Origin of the sequence: Nocardioides luteus, from assembly GCF_015752315.1 — a bacterium.
Classification (GTDB): domain Bacteria; phylum Actinomycetota; class Actinomycetes; order Propionibacteriales; family Nocardioidaceae; genus Nocardioides.
The window spans coordinates 1,102,264-1,117,399 of the sequence record NZ_JADOVJ010000001.1 but is presented as its reverse complement, the minus strand read 5'-3'; the positions used below and the strand labels follow the sequence as shown (position 1 = coordinate 1,117,399).

Below are 15,136 nucleotides of genomic sequence, written 5' to 3'. Positions count from 1 at the left end.
GTGGGCAGGTGTCAACATGAATTCCGTGAAATCCTCAGAGAGCTCGGACGAGGGCACCCGGCCCTACCATCACGGCGACCTCCGCAACGCCCTGGTCGATGCGGCCGCAACCCTCGCCGAGCAGGGCGGCCCGGACGCGGTGACCATCCGCGCCGCGGCACGTGCGGTCGGCGTGACCCCCACCGCGACCTACCGCCACTTCGCCAACCAGGCCGACCTGCTCGTCGCCGCCAAGCACGAGGCGATGGACCGGCTGGCCGCGACGATCCTCGACCTCCTGGCCGCCGAGAAGCCGGCACCACACCCGGCCGAGGCCGCGGTGCAGCGCCTCGCCGCCGCCGGGCGCGGCTACGTCCAGTTCGCGCTCGCCCAGCCCGGCCTGTTCCGCACGGCCTTCCTCCGCCCGCACAACGGAGAGGAGCACCCGCCCGAGGAGATCTCCGCGCTCCTCGCCGACGCCCCGCCCTACGCGTTCCTGACCACCGCCCTGGACGACCTGGTCGAGGCCGGCTGGCTGGCCCCCGAGCTCCGCCCGAACGCCGAGACGGCGGCCTGGGCCACGGTCCACGGCCTCGCGGTCCTCTTCATCGACGGCCCGTACCGCGTCTTCGCCGACGCCGAGCGCGACCAGCTCATCAACGCCACCCTCGGCATGGTCGTACGCGGCCTCTCCGGTGGCCCGGCCTCCGACTCACCGCTGAACGCAGAATGAAAGACTGAGCCCATGTACTTCACCGACCGCGGCATCGAGGAGCTCGTCACCCGTCGGGGCGACGAGGAGGTCACCCTCGCCTGGCTGGCCGAGCAGCTCCAGGCCTTCGTCGACGTACACCCTGAGCACGAGACCGCCATCGAGCGGCTCGCCACCTGGCTGGCCCGCCTCGACGACCCCGAGGACTGACCCCTCGCCGAGTCCGTAGTTCTGGAGGACGAGAAATCAGTTGTGGGCGACGAAACTGAAGTTTCGTCGCCCACAACTGCGGACTCGGCCGTCAGAACTACCTATTCGTCGAGGTCTTTCTCGGCGCGCTTGGCCGCGGCGCGGAGCTCGAACAGCTCGGTGGCGAGGCCGCCGATGGCGCCGGCCACGTCACGTACGGCGCCGGTGATGATGACCGCCACCTGACCGACGGTGGTGGCCGTGACCTCGACGGCGCTCTGTGCGACATCCTTGCGGATCTCGTTCTTGCTCAGATCTGGTGCCATGACCACCCATTGTGGCCGGTCATCCGTCATGCCGCGACCCCCTCGAGGGCGGGAGCGGTCTCGACGCCCTCGGCGGCGGGGCGCTTGCGGTCGGGGAGGGCGTAGCGGCAGATCTTCTTGAAGACGCCCCACAGCTGCTTGTGCAGCGGACCGGTGTTGTAGGCGAGCCCATAGCGCTCGCAGATCTCGCGGACCTCCTCGGCGATCTCCGGGTAGCGGCGTGCGGGGAGGTCGGGGAAGAGGTGGTGCTCGATCTGGTGCGACAGGTTGCCGGACATGATGTGGAAGATGCGGCCGCCGGTGATGTTGGCCGAGCCGAGGAGCTGGCGGTAGTACCAGTGACCCTGGGTCTCGTCCTCGCACTCCTCCTGCGAGAAGGAGGCGACGCCGGCCGGGAAGTGGCCGCAGAAGATGATGTTGAACGCCCAGATGTTGCGGACCAGGTTCGCGGTGGCGTTGCCGAGGAACGTCAGCGGCGCCAGCGGACCGGAGAGCAGCGGGAACAGGACGTAGTCCTTCAGCGCCTGGCGCTTGACCTTCTTCATCAGGCCGCGGTGCAGGTCGGCGTTGTCGGCGAAGGTGCGCTTGCCCGCGACGAGGTTCTCGACCTCGAGGTCGTGCATCGCGACGCCCCACTCGAAGAAGATCATCAGCAGGAAGGCGTAGATCGGGTTGCCCAGGAAGTAGGGGTGCCACTTCTGGTCCTCGTCCATCCGCAGGATGCCGTAGCCGATGTCGCGGTCCTTGCCGAGGACGTTGGTGAAGGTGTGGTGGATGTAGTTGTGGGAGTACTTCCACTGGTCGGAGGGGCAGACGTTGTCCCACTCGAACATGCGCGAGTTGAGGTCGGGGTCGCCCATCCAGTCGTACTGGCCGTGCATGACGTTGTGCCCGATCTCCATGTTGTCGAGGATCTTGGAGATCGACAGACAGGCGACGGCCGGGACCCAGCCGATCACGGGCAGGTAGAAGAGCGCGCGGCCCGCGATCTCGAAGGCGCGCTGCTTCTTGACGATGTCGTAGATGTACGCCGAGTCCTTCTCGCCCAGGTCGGCGACGATCCGCTGGCGGATGGCGTCCATCTCCTGGCCGAAGGCTTCGAGCTCCTCGGCGGAGAGGCGGCGGTTGCCGGTGTTCTCAACGGTGGTCATGGGGGTGTCTCCTCGAGGGAATCGTCAGAGGTCCACGGAGCAGTCGCCCTCGGGCGTGCTCACGCAGATCCGGATCTGTTCGTCGGGGAGCTCGGAGGTCTCGCCGGTCAGGATGTTGCGGACCCGTCCGGAGCTCTTGTTGGTGGTGCAGGAGAAGCAGATCCCCATCCGGCAGCCGGACTCGGGGGTCAGCCCCGCAGCCTCGGCCTGGTCGAGGATCGTGGCGCCGTCGTTGGCGACGGTCGTGCCGGTGCGCGCGAACTCCATCTCGCCGCCGGCCACACCGGCGGTCTTCGGAGGCTTGAAGTACTCCACCTTCAGCGACTCGGTGCCGGCGTACGCAGCCTGGGCCGCCTCGATGAGCGACGCCGGCCCGCAGGCCCACGTCGGCAGGTCCCGATATCCCGGGACCAGCTTCGAGAGCAGCGCCGGGGAGAGGTAGGGCGCCCCGTCGCCGGTGTGGAGAAGGTGCAGGTCGACGCCGTGGCCCTGGTGCCGGATCTCCGCGAGCTCCTCGGCGAAGATCTGGCGGTCCGCGCTGGGCGCCCAGTGCAGGAAGGTGACCTTGCCCCGGTGCGTACGCCGCTGGAGGGAGCGCAGCATCGACATCACCGGGGTGATGCCGGAGCCACCGGAGATCAGGACGATGTGCTCGGGCACGCGGTCGGGAAGGACGAAGTCACCCTCGGCCTGCGACAGGTGCACAAGGGTGCCGACGGTGGCGCGCTCGGTCAGGTACTTGGAGATGCTGTAGGGGGTCGCGTGCTCGTCGTCGTGGGCACGCACCGTGATGGTGAGCGGCTCCCCGGCCTTGCCCTCGGTGTTGGAGACGGTGAAGACGCGGGTGGTGCGCCGCCCCTCCCCCGTGTCGATGCCGACACTGACGTGCTGGCCGGCGCGGTGACCGCGCCAGGTCGAGGTGGGCTGGAGCGTCACGGTCGCCACCCGGGGCGCGCCGGGCGCGCTCACCTCGGGGTGGATGTCGGTGATGCGGGCGCGCACCTCGTGCGCGGCCAGCATCGGGTTGATCTGGGTCAGGTAGCGGTCGATGCCGTGCGGGGAGGCGAGCGCCGCAACCGTGCGGGAGCGGAGGATCCGGCCGCCGAGGTCGAGTGCCATGTGTTTCGCCTTTCAGTGAACATCTGTACACCGACAACGATGGCGGGTCAGCACAACCCGCGTCAAGACAAGACGCACGTGGTCCAGGTCACGGTGTACAGGTGTGCACCTGACGCCTCGCCGGCCTCTGCCCCTAGGATGGTCTGGTGATCGAGACGGGTGCGGAGCCGGAGAGCCGTGCGGAGCGCAAGCTCCGGACCCGGCGAGCGATCCTCGACGCGACGCTGGAGCTGTGCGCCGACAGCTCGCTGACCGCGCTCTCGCTACGCCAGGTCGCCAAACAGGTCGGCATCGTGCCGACCGCGTTCTACCGCCACTTCGACTCCATCGAGTCGCTCGGGCTGGCCCTGGTCGAGGAGTCCTTCGACTCGCTGCGCGACCTCTTCCGCGACGTACGCCGCAACGCCCGGGCCGACAAGGACGTCGTCGACGGCTCGATCGATGCCCTCGTCGACCACGTCCACCGGCGCCGGGATCACTTCGGGTTCATCGCCCGCGAACGTGTCGCCGGGCCGCGATCGGTGCGCGAGGCCATCCGGCGCGAGATCGAGCTCTGCGAGCGCGAGCTCGCCACCGACCTCGCGCTGATGACCGGCACCGACACCTGGACCGCCAAAGACCTGCACGTGCTCTCGTCGCTGTTCGTGACGGTCCTGGTCGCCACGGCCGAGCAGATCCTCTCCACCACCCGCCCCGAGCAGGAGGAGCAGATCATCGCCACCGTGCGCACGCAGCTGAGGATGCTGCTGATCGGCGTCTACCAGTGGCGGTCCGAAGCGTAGGAATACCCGGTTGACCGGGTATTCCTACACAGGAATACGACTCCGAACGCCTCAGCAGCCGCAGACCGCGGGCTCGCGCCCGTGCTCGCACAGCTCGGCGAGCTCGGCGTCGAGATCCGCGGCAGGCTCCTCAGCGGCCCCGTCAGCAGACTCCTCGTGTCCCTCGGCCCGAGCCGGCAGGAGCACGGCCATCAGGACGACGATCAGAGCCAGCCCTGCGCTGACCATGAACGCGGCCTGCAGACCGCTCACGTGGGCCGCGACCGCACCGACCTCGTCGACGACCTGGTCGCTGCGTACGGACATCACGGTCACCGCCAGGGCGGTGCCGAACGCGGCCGCGACCTGCTGCAGCGTGCCCAGGATGGAGGAGCCGTGGGAGTAGAGGTGAGCCGGCAGCGACCCGAGGCCCAGCGTGAAGACCGGGGTGAAGGCGGCGGCCAGGCTGACCATCAGGACCAGGTGGAGCACCAGGACGAGCCAGTAGGGCGTGGTCAGCGAGATCTGCGAGAGCCCGCCGAGAGCGGCCACGATGCCGATGGAGCCCGGGATGACGAGCACCCGGCCGCCGTACGCGTCGAAGATCCGCCCCACGGTCGGCCCGAGGAGACCCATCGCGAGACCGCCCGGCATCACCAGGAGGCCGGTGGAGAGCGGCGAGAGCCCGCGCACGGTCTGCAGGTAGAGCGGCAGCAAGATCATCGAGCCCATCATCGCCAGGAACGCGACCGCCATCAGGACCAGCGACTTGGTGAAGGTGCCGTGCAGGAAGGCGCGCAGGTCGAGCAGCGGCGAGCCGGTGCGCTGCAGCCGGAGCTGACGGAGCACGAAGCCGAGGATCAGCACCGCACCGACAGCGGCGATGACCAGCGGGATCCCTACCTCACCCTCGGCGAACCGGCTCAGCCCGTAGACGAGCGAGCCGAAGCCGAGCGCGGCGATGACCACCGAGGCCCAGTCGACGCTCGACTCCGCGGGCTCGTTGACGTTCTCCAGGCGGCGCAGGCCGGACCAGGCGACGCCGACGGCGATCGGCAGGACCAGCAGGAAGAGCAGCCGCCACGAGCCGAAGCCCAGGATCAGGCCGGACAGGGTCGGCCCGAGTGCCGGCGCGACCGAGACGGCCATGGTGACGTTGCCCATCACCCGGCCGCGGTCGCTCTCGTCGACGACCGTCATCAGGGTGGTCATCAGCAGCGGCATCATCACGGCCGTGCCGGCCGCCTGGATGACCCGGCCGGCGAGCAGGATGCCGAAGACCGGCGCGATCGCCGAGATCACGGTGCCGGCGATGAAGACGCCCATGGCCGTGGCGTACGCCGTCCTGGTCGTGACCCGCTGCAGGAACCAGCCGGTCACCGGGATCACCGAGGCCATGGTCAGCATGAACGCGGTCGACACCCACTGAGCGGCGTGCTCGGTGACCCCGAAGCTGTTCATCAGGTTCGGGATCGCGTTGAGCATGATCGTCTCGTTGAGGATCACCACGAAGGTGGCCAGCACGAGCAGGGTGATGACGGCAGGCGTACGCCGCTTCTCACCGTCGAGCGGACGATGCGATGTTGTGACGGCAGCAGTCATGACGAGTTCCTCGGGTCGTACGCAGGGGCCCGGTGCCGCCCGCTCTCATACATAGATCGAACGGGCGAGGCCGATTTCGACATCACGCCACGAGAAACTTTTCGAGCCCCTCGGCAGTGACACTCAATGGTCCCTTGCTGAACCCGGGGGAGTCGAACGATATTCCGTACGTCACACGGCCGGCATCACTGCCGGCGTCAGCTCTACCGGGTCACAGCGTGAAGACGACCTTGCCGAAGAGATCACCGGCGTGCATCGCCTCGAAGCCGGCCTTGGCCTCGGTCAGCGGCATGGTGCGGTCGATCAGCGGGCGGGTGCCGGTCGCCTCGAGCAGCGAGACCAGGCTCGCCAGCTCGTTGCGGGTGCCCATCGTGGAGCCGATCACCTTGAGCTGCAGGAAGAAGATGTTGGTCAGCAGCGCGTCGTCGAGGTTCGGGCCCGACGTGGTGCCGCTGATGATGATCGCCCCGCCCGGACGCAGCGAGCGCACCGAGTGGGTCCAGGTCGCTCGCCCGACGGTCTCGATCACCGCGTCGACCTTGACCGGCAGCCGCTCCCCCGAGGCCAGGGCCTCGTGGGCACCGAGCTCGAGGGCGCGCTTCTGCTTCGCCTCGTCACGCGAGGTGGCGTAGACCTTGAGGCCGGCCGCCCGCGCGAGCGTGATCGCCGCGGTCGCGACGCCCCCGCCGGCGCCCTGCACCAGCACCGAGTCACCGGCCTTGAGCCCGCCCTGGGTGAACAGCATCCGGTAGGCCGTCAGCCAGGCCGTCGGCAGGCACGCCGCCTCCTCGAACGACATGCCGGCGGGCTTGGCCACCACGTTGCGACGCGGCACGGTCACCTTCTCGGCGAAGGTGCCCTGGTGGCGCTCGGAGAGCAGCGACCGCTTCGGGTCGAGGGTCTCGTCACCGGTCCAGTCCGGCGAGGAGATCACCGAGTGGACCACGACCTCGTTGCCGTCCTCGTCGAGGCCGGCCGCGTCGCAGCCGAGGATCATCGGCAGCGCCTCGGCCTTGAGCCCGACCCCCTGCAGCGACCACAGGTCGTGGTGGTTGAGCGAGGCCGCCTTGACGGTGACCGTCGTCCACCCGTCGGGCGCGACCGGCTCGGGCCGCTCCCCCAGCACGAGGCCGGAGATCGGGTCGTCGGATGAGAACTTCTCGGCGTACGCAGCGAACATGCGCCCGACCCTACCGACCCGCCGAGCCGGCGCAACCGGTCGTCCAAACCGGCCGGGTCGGCTACCGGCGGGCGACCCCGTCGACCCGGGCAGCCTCGGCGACCGCAGCGGCGACCGCGGGGCCGACGCGCGGGTCGAACGGCTCCGGGATGATCTTCGACTCGCTGAGCTCGTCCCCGACCAGCGCGGCCAGCGCCTGGGCGGCGGCCAGCTTCATGCCCTCGGTGATCGAGGAGGCGTGCACGTCGAACGCACCCCGGAAGATGCCGGGGAAGGCGAGGACGTTGTTGATCTGGTTCGGGAAGTCCGAGCGACCGGTGGCGACGATGCTGGCGTACTTGTGCGCCACGTCGGGGTGGATCTCGGGGTTCGGGTTGGCCATCGCGAAGACGATCGCCTGGTCGGCCATGGTCGCGACGAGCTCCTCGGGCACCGTGCCGCCGGAGACGCCGACGTAGACGTCGGCGCCGGCGAGCGCGTCGGCCAGCGAGCCCGTGCGACCGGTGACGTCCGCGGTCACCTCGGCGATCGCCTTCTTCGACGCGGTCAGGTCCGACCGGGTCGAGGAGATGACGCCCTTGCGGTCGAGCAGGGCGAGGTCCTTGATGCCGAACTCGAGCAGGATCTTGGCGACCGCGACACCGGCGGCACCGGCGCCGGAGATGACCACACGGGTCGACTCCGGGTTGCGGCCGGTCAGCTTCAGCGCGTTCATCAGCGCGGCCAGCGTGACCACCGCGGTGCCGTGCTGGTCGTCGTGGAAGACCGGGATGTCGAGCGCCTCCTTGAGGCGGTCCTCGATCTCGAAGCAGCGCGGCGCGGAGATGTCCTCCAGGTTGATCCCGCCGAAGGAGGGCGCCATCCGGATGACGGTCTCGACGATCTCGTCGACGTCGGTGGTGTCGAGGCAGATCGGGATGGAGTCGACGCCGCCGAACTCCTTGAACAGCACCGCCTTGCCCTCCATCACCGGCATCGCCGCGGCGGGGCCGATGTCGCCCAGGCCGAGGACCGCGGTGCCGTCGGTCACGACGGCGACGGTGTTGGGCACCCAGGTGTAGGTGTGGGCCAGCTCGGGCTGCTCGGCGATCGCGGTGCACACCCGGGCGACGCCGGGGGTGTAGGCCATCGACAGCGAGGCCTTGTCGGAGACCGATGCGGTCGCCGCGATCGCCATCTTGCCGCCGCGGTGGAGCTCGAACACCGGGTCGCCGTCATAGGCGGTGGTCTCGGTGGACAGGGTGGACTCGGTCATTGGGGGCCTCCAGAAAACTACGGACTCGGACGTCGGGCGGTCGAACGCGAGCCGAGGGGTGGAGCCGCGCAAGGCGCCATCTACAGGGATGTGTTGCCCGGATGGCAGTTTCGCACAGGCTACCGGAGGAAGCGGTTGATGTTTCCTACAGGTGACGAAGCCCTCATCTGGAGCCCTCGTGCAGAGTTTCGCCCAGGAGGCCCGGGCGCGGCCACAGCCTGGCCACGACGACACCGAGCACGTCGGTATCCGCGACGGGCCCCCGATGACGGGAGTCGACCACCCCCGGGGCGGCCGGGTTGTCCGAGAGCAGCCACCACCCGGAGCGGCCGGACGCGGTCGTACGCCGCTCCACCGCCCGCTTCACGACGACCGCCCCGTCGGCGAGCCGGGCGACGACCACGCGGCCCGGCACCGGCGTACGTCCGTAGGCGACCCACAACCGGTCCCCCGCCCGCAGTGTCGGCTCCATCGAGACCCCTACGACCTTCGCCATCCCCCAGGTGTGTCGGGGTGCCCTGGCCGCGATGTCTTCCATGCGGAGTAGTGTCGCAATCCGTAGGACACATGAACACTCTTTGAGAGGACCCGCATGTTCGCGCGACTTTTCGCTCCCACCATCGAGGTCTCGGCCCACTGCGACCTGCCCTGCGGCGTCTACGACCCCGCCCAGGCCCGCATCGAGGCCGAGTCCGTCAAGGCGGTCATCCAGAAGGCCCTGGACAGCGACGACCCCGACTTCCGCACCCGCGCCATCATCATCAAGGAACAGCGCTCCAACCTGGTCAAGGAGCACCTGTGGGTGCTGTGGACCGACTACTTCAAGCCCCCGCACTTCGAGGCCTACCCCCAGCTCCACACCCTCGTCAACGAGGCCACCAAGCTCGCCGGCGCCTCCGGCACCAAGGGCACCCTCGACCTCGAGACCGCCGACAAGCTCCTCGCCAAGATCGACGAGATCGCCGAGATCTTCTGGGCGACCAAGAAGGCCTGAGACTCCTCGAGAATCAGCCGTACGCCGCAGCCGCTCCGTTCCCGGAGCGGCTGCGGTGCGTTTCCGGCACCACGCACGAGATCTCGTTGCATAATCAGGCGCAAGCCAACACGAAGGACTGACAACCCAGATGCCCCAGGTCGAGCTGCGTCTTCCCGCAGAAGGCGCCTACGTCTCCGTGCTGCGTACGACGACCGCCGCGCTCGCCGCGCGCCTCGACTTCACCCTCGAGGACATCGAGGACCTGCGGATGGCGGTCAGTGAGGCGGCGGCGCTCTGTCTGGAGTGCGCCGCGGAGGGCGCCGACCTGGACGTCGTCTTCGACCTCGGCGAGGACACCATCGGCGTCACCGTGACCACGACCTGCGACGCCGAGGCCGAGATCGACGAGGAGAGCTTCGCCTGGCAGGTGCTCACCACGCTCGCCAGGGACGTCACCGCCACCCCCGACGGCGACCAGCTCAGGATCTCGCTGGCCGCGGGAGCGACCCCGCTTGGAGCCGCGCGCTGACATGGCGCAGGAGACGATTCGGTCGTCGAGGTCCAGGAGCACCAGCGAGGTGGAGGACGCCCGCGCCCGCTCCCGGGAGCTCTTCACGACCCTCGCCGGCACCGACCTGAGCGACGCCGAGCGCACTGCCGCGCGCGAGGAGCTGGTCCACCTCAACATGGCGCTGGTGGAGTACTGCGCCTCGCAGTTCTACGGCCGCGGCGAGCCGCACGAGGACCTCGTCCAGGTCGGCGTGGTCGGTCTCCTCAACGCCGTGGACCGCTACGACCTCGCCCGCGACGTGGAGTTCTCGACCTACGCCGTGCCGACGATCCTCGGCGAGATCAAGCGCTACTTCCGCGACAGCCGGTGGGCCGTCAGCGTCCCCCGCCGCCTGCGCGACCTGCAGCAGAACCTGCGCGACGCCACCGCCGAGCTCTCCCAGGAGCTCGGCCGCTCCCCCACGGCCCGCGACCTCGCCACCCGCCTCGGCGTCAGCCTGGAGACCGTCGTCGAGGGGCTGGAGTCCAGCAACGCGTACGCAGCGCTGTCGCTCGACTCCGAGAGCGACGAGACCGCGCCGATGCTCGACTCGCTGACCGCCCACGACCTGCGCCTCGACGACGTCGAGGTGCGGGAGTCGATCAAGCCGGTGCTCGACAGCCTCTCGGCTCACGAGAAGCAGGTGCTGATGCTGAAGTTCTTCCGCAACAAGACCCAGACCGAGATCGCCGGCGAGCTGGGCGTCTCGCAGATGCAGGTCTCCCGGCTGCTCAACCGCTCGCTCGCCCAGCTCCGCAAGGCGCTCGAGGAGGACTAGCTCGAGCGCTCCTCGAGCGCGGCGATGCTGGGCGGCGCGAAGACGCCGACGAGGGCGACGGCCGCGACCAGCGCGAGCCCGCCCGCGAGGGCGAGGTCCTCACGCAGGTTCCACGCCAGGCCGAGCACGATCAGCTGGACGAGCACGAGCGGCGCCCGCGCCCACGACTCCAGTCGCCAGAACATGACGGCGCACCACCCGATCCCGGCGGCGCAGAGCAGGAAGAACAGCCCGCCCGCGATCGCGGTCGTGAGCGAGGCGGCGTCGGGGATGCGTACGAACTCCAGCGCGCCCCAGAACAGCAGCGCCGCGGCCTCGATGCCTGCGGCGAACACGGTCAGCAAGAGAGTCCAAGGTCGATGCGGCGCGGTCACTTCAGCAGCCTAGGCCATGCCCGTAGACTGGAGCTCACGGGCGTGAAACGGCGAGAGCATACACCACCGGTTTTGCGGGTAACTCACCGCGTTACCGAAATGTCTAGCCCCAGGAAGACTGAGTGTTACGGTCCGGTGACGAACCAGACACTGGTTAGGGGTTGTTTCGGAGTCCATTTCTTGGAACTCTAGAGACCAGCACGCACGTGAAGACATTCACACATCCCCGCCACGTGCCCACTCGCAGGGTCTCGCAGCACCAGGGCCTTGCCCATCCTACGTCAGAAAGAGGGTCTACCCAGCCATGGATTGGCGCCACCGTTCGGCTTGTCTCGATGAAGACCCGGAGCTGTTCTTCCCCATCGGAAACACCGGTCCGGCCATCCTCCAGATCGAGGAAGCCAAGCAGGTCTGCCGGCGTTGCGACGTCCGGGAGCAGTGTCTTCAGTGGGCTCTTGAGGCCGGTCAGGACCACGGCGTGTGGGGTGGACTGAGCGAGGACGAGCGTCGTGCGCTGAAGCGCCGCAACGCCCGCTCCCGTGTCCGCACCGCCGTCTGACCAACCCCTAGAGGCCATCAACCCCTAGAGATCCACCTAGAGCTCCAACGGCAGCTCGACCGAAGCTCTCGCCCCGTGGCCGCCAGGCCGGGGCCCCAACGAGAGCCGGCCACCGAGCTCACCTTCGACGAGAGTCTTGACGATCGACAGCCCCAGGTTCGTGGAGGTGTCGAGACTGAACCCGTCGGGTAGTCCATGACCGTCGTCCTCGATGGTCACCTGGAGATGCCCGGCGGGTTGTTGTCGTACGGACATCACGATCGTGCCCGTCTCGGCATCGCCGGGGCCGGTGCCGCGGTAGCCGTGCTCGACGGCGTTCTGCAGCAGCTCGGTGACGACCATCGCCATCGGCGTGGCCACCTCCGAGGGCAGCGACCCGAACGAGCCCTCCCGGCGCACCCGCACCGCGACGCCGACCGAGGTGACCTCTCCGACCATGGAGGCGAGCCGGTCGGCGATCTCGTCGAACTCGACGGTCTCCTCGACGGCCTGCTGGGAGAGGATCTCGTGGACCAGGGCGATCGACCCGACACGTCGTACGGCCTCGTTCAGTGCGTCCTGCGCCACCCCGGAGTCGACCCGGCGCGATTGCATCCGCAACAGGGCGGCCACGGTTTGTAGATTGTTCTTCACCCGATGGTGGATCTCGCGGATGGTCGCGTCCTTGGTGACGAGCTCGCGATCGCGTCGGCGGAGGTCGGTGACGTCGCGCAGCAGCACCAGCGCACCGATCGCTTCGCCGCGTGGCCGCAACGGGATCGAGCGCATGATGATCGCCATCACCCCGGTGTCGATCTCGGTGTCGCGATGGGCCCGACCGCCGAGCACCGCGCTCAGCGTCTCCTCGTCGGGCCGCTTGCGCGGTGGCACGAGCGCCCGGGTCATCCCGGCCAGCGACTGGCCCGCGAGATCGCCGGAGAGGCCCAGCCGGCGGAAGACCGAGAGGGCGTTGGGGCTGGCATAGTCCACGACCCCGTCGGCGTCCACCCTCACGAACCCGTCGCCCACCCGCGGGGTGTCGGTGTGGTCGCTGCGCTGACCGACCGCCGGGAAGTAGCCGTTGGCGATCATCTGGGTGAGGTCGGCAGCGGTCTGCAGGTAGGTCAGCTCGAGCTTGGACGGCGTGCGTACGCCGAGCAGGTTGGTGTTGCGGCTCAGCACCGCGATGATGCGGCCGGCGCGGCGTACGGGGATCGTCTCGACCCGCACCGGGAGGTCGTCGCGCCACTCCGGGTCGCCCTCGCGCACGAGCCGGCCGGCGTCGACGGCGTTGTCGAGCGTGGCATGGCGACCCTTCGGCACGAACATGCCGACGATGTCGTCGACGTAGGCCGTCGGGCCCGTCGTGGGGCGCATCTGACCGGCCGCCCAGAAGCCGTTGCCCGACTTGTCCGGCAGCCACAGGACCAGGTCGGCGAAGGAGAGGTCGGCCAGGATCTGCCAGTCGGCCATGAGCAGCTGAAGCCACCCGACATCCTCGCTGTCGAGGTCGGTGTGGTTCTGGGCAAGCTCACTCAGGGTGGGCACGGGCACAGCGTAGATGTAGACCTTGGTAGGGCATTGCGCGGGTCGGATGTCCACGCGCGGCGGGGTTTGGCAGGATGTTCCCCATGTCGGAGGCGTACTGGCGGGAGGTTCACTCGACCGGTCTCGCCGTACCCACGGACCGGCCCCTGGGCGACCTCACCATCGAGCTCACCCGGATGCTCGGCGACCCCGACCCGGACGTACGCAGCGGGCTGGCCGTGCCGGCCCTGTCGACGTGGATCCAGCGCGGTGTCTACGACGACCTGCTCGCGGGGCTGGGCGACGGGATGGCCGCCGGTCTCGTGGTCGGGCTCGGCGACTCCGGCAACAACGGCGTCTTCCGCCGGGCCTCCTCGGTCGAGGCCCTGGCCGAGTGCATCGCCCGCGACAACGCCCGCTCGCTCGTGCCCGCGGAGAAGGTGCTGGAGTGGGGCGACCGGATCGCCACCTGGCTGCTGCGCGAGCGCGACCTGCGCGCCTTCGTCCCCGAGCGCGGCTGGGCGCACGCGGTCGCCCGCGGTGCCGACGCGCTGGGCACCCTGGCCGCCTCCGAGCATCTCGGCAAGCCCGAGCTGACGGTGATCCTCGACGTCGTCGCCGACCGGGTGCTGGCCCGCGGCGACACCATCTACACCCACGGCGAGCCCGACCGGCTGGCGGCGGCCACGATGTCCGTGCTGCGCCGCAACCTGGTCCCGCTCAACATCATGGAGCCGTGGATCAACCGGATCGTCACCGTCGCCACCGCCACCCCGGAGACTCCCGACCGCGACCCGTTCCTGCTCACCGGCAACGCCGAGGCCTTCCTGCGGGCCCTCTACATCCAGCTCGCCCTCAGCAACGACACCCCGCAGATCCGCGGCGACCTGCTGCTGGTCGTCGTCGCGGCGCTGAAGAACTCGAACCGCCCCTACCTGACCTGAATTGGCTCTCACCCACCTGGGTTTGAGAGACTGTGCCGAGGCCCCTCGGGGTCCACGTACCCCAATGGAGGAGATCATCATGGGCAAGACCGGCCGCAAGCGCCGCGCGCGCCGCAAGAAGGGCGCGAACCACGGCAAGCGCCCCAACAGCTGAACACAGCTGTAGACGACGTGAGAGCCCCAGCCGATCGGCTGGGGCTCTCGTCGCGTCTGTGGCCGGGTCAGGACTTCGTGCGAAGCTCCTGGATCTGGACCATGATCTTCGCCCGCAGCTCACCGGGAGCGACCTCGGTGCACGAGCGCGCCACGACCGCCTTGACGATGCGCTGCTGGTCGTAGGTCTCCAGGCAGGGGTTGCAGCTCTGCAGGTGGCGCTTGACCTGGTCGGCGTCCGGCTCGGCCAGCTCGTTGTCGATCAGGAAGACGATCTGCTCGAGGAAGTCCGCGCAGTCGCTGGGAGATGCGTCGTGTTTGTGGGCACTCATGACGCACCTCCACGAGCGCCGGTGAGATCGTTGGTGCGTACGTAGTCGGAGAGAAGATCGCGCAGCTGGCGCCGGCCGCGGTGCAACCGCGACATCACGGTGCCGATCGGGGTTTCCATGATCTCGGCGATCTCCTTGTAGGCGAATCCCTCGACGTCGGCGAGGTAGACAGCGAGCCGGAACTCCTCCGGAAGACGCTGCAGGGCGTCCTTGACCTGGGAGTCGGGCAGGTGCTCGAGGGCCTCCATCTCCGCAGACTTCAGCCCGGTCGAGGTGTGCGACTCGGCGCGCGCGAGCTGCCAGTCCTCGACGTCCTCGGACATCGACTGCTGCGGCTGGCGCTGTTTCTTGCGGTAGGTGTTGATGAAGGTGTTGGTGAGGATGCGGTAGAGCCAGGCCTTCAGGTTGGTGCCGGGCTTGAACTGGTGGAAGGAGGAGTACGCCTTCGCGAACGTCTCCTGCACCAGGTCCTCAGCGTCGGACGGGTTGCGGGTCATCCGCATCGCGGCCGAGTAGAGCTGGTCGAGGAAGGGCAGCGCGTCCCGCTCGAAGCGCAGCGCGCGCTCCTCGGGTGTCTCGGTGGCCAGGTCGACCTCATCGTTGTTGTCGCTCATCACGTCCCAGGGTACGCGCGTGAGCATCGGGGCGCCCATCGGCGCCACGATCTCCGCAGGGCGTTCGAGGAGGATG

At 68.9% G+C, this 15,136-nt stretch carries 20 protein-coding genes; 9 read left to right on the top strand and 11 right to left on the bottom strand.

The window, feature by feature from the left end; all coding sequences use genetic code 11:
* Window positions 1-25 precede the first annotated feature (25 nt).
* Window positions 26-712, top strand: coding sequence for a TetR/AcrR family transcriptional regulator (locus HD557_RS05390; RefSeq protein ID WP_196873157.1), 687 nt, complete (start codon window positions 26-28; stop codon window positions 710-712).
* A gap of 12 nt (window positions 713-724) precedes the next feature.
* On the top strand, window positions 725-901 hold the full coding sequence (locus HD557_RS05385; RefSeq protein WP_008362094.1) for a DUF6104 family protein: 177 nt from the start codon (window positions 725-727) through the stop codon (window positions 899-901).
* Between the two features lie 101 nt (window positions 902-1,002).
* Here HD557_RS05385 and HD557_RS05380 read toward each other — a convergent pair whose 3' ends face one another.
* The 3 genes from HD557_RS05380 to HD557_RS05370 are packed head-to-tail and all read right to left on the bottom strand — an operon-like array spanning window position 1,003 to window position 3,476.
* Window positions 1,003-1,206, bottom strand: a complete 204-nt coding sequence (locus tag HD557_RS05380; RefSeq protein WP_040756509.1) for a hypothetical protein — start codon at window positions 1,204-1,206, stop codon at window positions 1,003-1,005.
* Window positions 1,207-1,232: 26 nt separating this feature from the next.
* Window positions 1,233-2,357: a fatty acid desaturase family protein gene (locus HD557_RS05375; protein WP_196873156.1), complete on the bottom strand. Its 1,125-nt coding sequence runs from the start codon at window positions 2,355-2,357 to the stop codon at window positions 1,233-1,235.
* A gap of 24 nt (window positions 2,358-2,381) precedes the next feature.
* Window positions 2,382-3,476 (bottom strand): flavin reductase family protein, encoded by a 1,095-nt coding sequence (locus HD557_RS05370; RefSeq protein WP_196873155.1) that lies wholly within the window; start codon window positions 3,474-3,476, stop codon window positions 2,382-2,384.
* A gap of 146 nt (window positions 3,477-3,622) precedes the next feature.
* Here HD557_RS05370 and HD557_RS05365 point away from each other — a divergent pair, with 146 nt between their 5' ends.
* Window positions 3,623-4,258: a TetR family transcriptional regulator gene (locus HD557_RS05365; RefSeq protein ID WP_008362090.1), complete on the top strand. Its 636-nt coding sequence runs from the start codon at window positions 3,623-3,625 to the stop codon at window positions 4,256-4,258.
* 51 nt (window positions 4,259-4,309) lie between these two features.
* On the opposite strand, the gene HD557_RS05360 is transcribed toward HD557_RS05365, so the two are convergent.
* The 4 genes from HD557_RS05360 to HD557_RS05345 form a co-directional block, all read right to left on the bottom strand.
* Entirely contained in the window at window positions 4,310-5,839 is a 1,530-nt protein-coding gene (locus HD557_RS05360) for an MDR family MFS transporter (RefSeq protein WP_196873154.1), read from the bottom strand.
* A gap of 211 nt (window positions 5,840-6,050) precedes the next feature.
* Window positions 6,051-7,019, bottom strand: coding sequence for a zinc-binding dehydrogenase (locus tag HD557_RS05355; protein ID WP_196873153.1), 969 nt, complete (start codon window positions 7,017-7,019; stop codon window positions 6,051-6,053).
* 61 nt (window positions 7,020-7,080) lie between these two features.
* Window positions 7,081-8,274, bottom strand: coding sequence for an NAD(P)-dependent malic enzyme (locus HD557_RS05350; protein WP_008362085.1), 1,194 nt, complete (start codon window positions 8,272-8,274; stop codon window positions 7,081-7,083).
* 163 nt (window positions 8,275-8,437) lie between these two features.
* Entirely contained in the window at window positions 8,438-8,812 is a 375-nt protein-coding gene (locus HD557_RS05345; protein ID WP_196873152.1) for a S24/S26 family peptidase, read from the bottom strand.
* 54 nt (window positions 8,813-8,866) lie between these two features.
* Here HD557_RS05345 and sodN point away from each other — a divergent pair, with 54 nt between their 5' ends.
* The 3 genes from sodN to HD557_RS05330 all read left to right on the top strand — a co-directional run bounded on the left by sodN (window position 8,867) and on the right by HD557_RS05330 (window position 10,578).
* On the top strand, window positions 8,867-9,268 hold the full coding sequence (gene sodN, locus HD557_RS05340) for a superoxide dismutase, Ni (RefSeq protein ID WP_008362081.1): 402 nt from the start codon (window positions 8,867-8,869) through the stop codon (window positions 9,266-9,268).
* 130 nt (window positions 9,269-9,398) lie between these two features.
* A complete protein-coding gene (locus HD557_RS05335; protein ID WP_196873151.1) occupies window positions 9,399-9,779 on the top strand; it encodes an anti-sigma factor in 381 nt (126 codons plus the stop codon).
* Between the two features lie 49 nt (window positions 9,780-9,828).
* Window positions 9,829-10,578: a SigB/SigF/SigG family RNA polymerase sigma factor gene (locus HD557_RS05330; protein WP_307785539.1), complete on the top strand. Its 750-nt coding sequence runs from the start codon at window positions 9,829-9,831 to the stop codon at window positions 10,576-10,578.
* On the opposite strand, the gene HD557_RS05325 is transcribed toward HD557_RS05330, so the two are convergent.
* A complete protein-coding gene (locus tag HD557_RS05325) occupies window positions 10,575-10,922 on the bottom strand; it encodes a hypothetical protein (RefSeq protein WP_196873150.1) in 348 nt (115 codons plus the stop codon). The two genes, HD557_RS05330 and HD557_RS05325, sit on opposite strands and share 4 nt — an antisense overlap.
* 334 nt (window positions 10,923-11,256) lie before the next feature.
* Here HD557_RS05325 and HD557_RS05320 point away from each other — a divergent pair, with 334 nt between their 5' ends.
* On the top strand, window positions 11,257-11,511 hold the full coding sequence (locus tag HD557_RS05320) for a WhiB family transcriptional regulator (protein WP_008362075.1): 255 nt from the start codon (window positions 11,257-11,259) through the stop codon (window positions 11,509-11,511).
* A gap of 36 nt (window positions 11,512-11,547) precedes the next feature.
* Here the strand turns inward: HD557_RS05320 and HD557_RS05315 are convergent, their stop codons facing one another.
* Window positions 11,548-13,038: a sensor histidine kinase gene (locus HD557_RS05315; protein WP_196873149.1), complete on the bottom strand. Its 1,491-nt coding sequence runs from the start codon at window positions 13,036-13,038 to the stop codon at window positions 11,548-11,550.
* An 83-nt stretch (window positions 13,039-13,121) separates the two neighbouring features.
* Here HD557_RS05315 and HD557_RS05310 point away from each other — a divergent pair, with 83 nt between their 5' ends.
* Together HD557_RS05310 and HD557_RS29155 are read left to right on the top strand one after the other, a co-directional pair.
* A complete protein-coding gene (locus tag HD557_RS05310) occupies window positions 13,122-13,961 on the top strand; it encodes a DUF2785 domain-containing protein (RefSeq protein ID WP_008362073.1) in 840 nt (279 codons plus the stop codon).
* 79 nt (window positions 13,962-14,040) lie between these two features.
* Complete coding sequence (locus HD557_RS29155) at window positions 14,041-14,115, top strand: 50S ribosomal protein bL37 (protein ID WP_370249596.1); 75 nt, start codon at window positions 14,041-14,043, stop codon at window positions 14,113-14,115.
* Window positions 14,116-14,182: 67 nt separating this feature from the next.
* Here HD557_RS29155 and rsrA read toward each other — a convergent pair whose 3' ends face one another.
* A complete protein-coding gene (rsrA, locus tag HD557_RS05305; protein WP_008362072.1) occupies window positions 14,183-14,446 on the bottom strand; it encodes a mycothiol system anti-sigma-R factor in 264 nt (87 codons plus the stop codon).
* The gene (locus HD557_RS05300; protein WP_269210709.1) at window positions 14,443-15,087 is read right to left on the bottom strand and encodes a sigma-70 family RNA polymerase sigma factor; all 645 of its coding nucleotides are present in this window, start codon (window positions 15,085-15,087) and stop codon (window positions 14,443-14,445) included. Before HD557_RS05300 ends, rsrA begins: the two co-directional genes overlap by 4 nt.
* Window positions 15,088-15,136 lie beyond the last annotated feature (49 nt).

What these genes read in the sequence shown, in the direction of transcription:
- HD557_RS05300 (WP_269210709.1), bottom strand. Translation starts at nt 15,087, where the DNA reads ATGCTCACGCGCGTACCCTGGGACGTGATGAGCGACAACAACGATGAG.
- HD557_RS05335 (WP_196873151.1), top strand. Translation starts at nt 9,399, where the DNA reads ATGCCCCAGGTCGAGCTGCGTCTTCCCGCAGAAGGCGCCTACGTCTCC.
- HD557_RS05310 (WP_008362073.1), top strand. Translation starts at nt 13,122, where the DNA reads ATGTCGGAGGCGTACTGGCGGGAGGTTCACTCGACCGGTCTCGCCGTA.
- HD557_RS05375 (WP_196873156.1), bottom strand. Translation starts at nt 2,357, where the DNA reads ATGACCACCGTTGAGAACACCGGCAACCGCCGCCTCTCCGCCGAGGAG.
- rsrA (WP_008362072.1), bottom strand. Translation starts at nt 14,446, where the DNA reads ATGAGTGCCCACAAACACGACGCATCTCCCAGCGACTGCGCGGACTTC.
- HD557_RS05360 (WP_196873154.1), bottom strand. Translation starts at nt 5,839, where the DNA reads ATGACTGCTGCCGTCACAACATCGCATCGTCCGCTCGACGGTGAGAAG.
- HD557_RS05370 (WP_196873155.1), bottom strand. Translation starts at nt 3,476, where the DNA reads ATGGCACTCGACCTCGGCGGCCGGATCCTCCGCTCCCGCACGGTTGCG.
- sodN (WP_008362081.1), top strand. Translation starts at nt 8,867, where the DNA reads ATGTTCGCGCGACTTTTCGCTCCCACCATCGAGGTCTCGGCCCACTGC.
- HD557_RS05355 (WP_196873153.1), bottom strand. Translation starts at nt 7,019, where the DNA reads ATGTTCGCTGCGTACGCCGAGAAGTTCTCATCCGACGACCCGATCTCC.
- HD557_RS05345 (WP_196873152.1), bottom strand. Translation starts at nt 8,812, where the DNA reads ATGGAAGACATCGCGGCCAGGGCACCCCGACACACCTGGGGGATGGCG.
- HD557_RS05320 (WP_008362075.1), top strand. Translation starts at nt 11,257, where the DNA reads ATGGATTGGCGCCACCGTTCGGCTTGTCTCGATGAAGACCCGGAGCTG.
- HD557_RS05350 (WP_008362085.1), bottom strand. Translation starts at nt 8,274, where the DNA reads ATGACCGAGTCCACCCTGTCCACCGAGACCACCGCCTATGACGGCGAC.
- HD557_RS05380 (WP_040756509.1), bottom strand. Translation starts at nt 1,206, where the DNA reads ATGGCACCAGATCTGAGCAAGAACGAGATCCGCAAGGATGTCGCACAG.
- HD557_RS05385 (WP_008362094.1), top strand. Translation starts at nt 725, where the DNA reads ATGTACTTCACCGACCGCGGCATCGAGGAGCTCGTCACCCGTCGGGGC.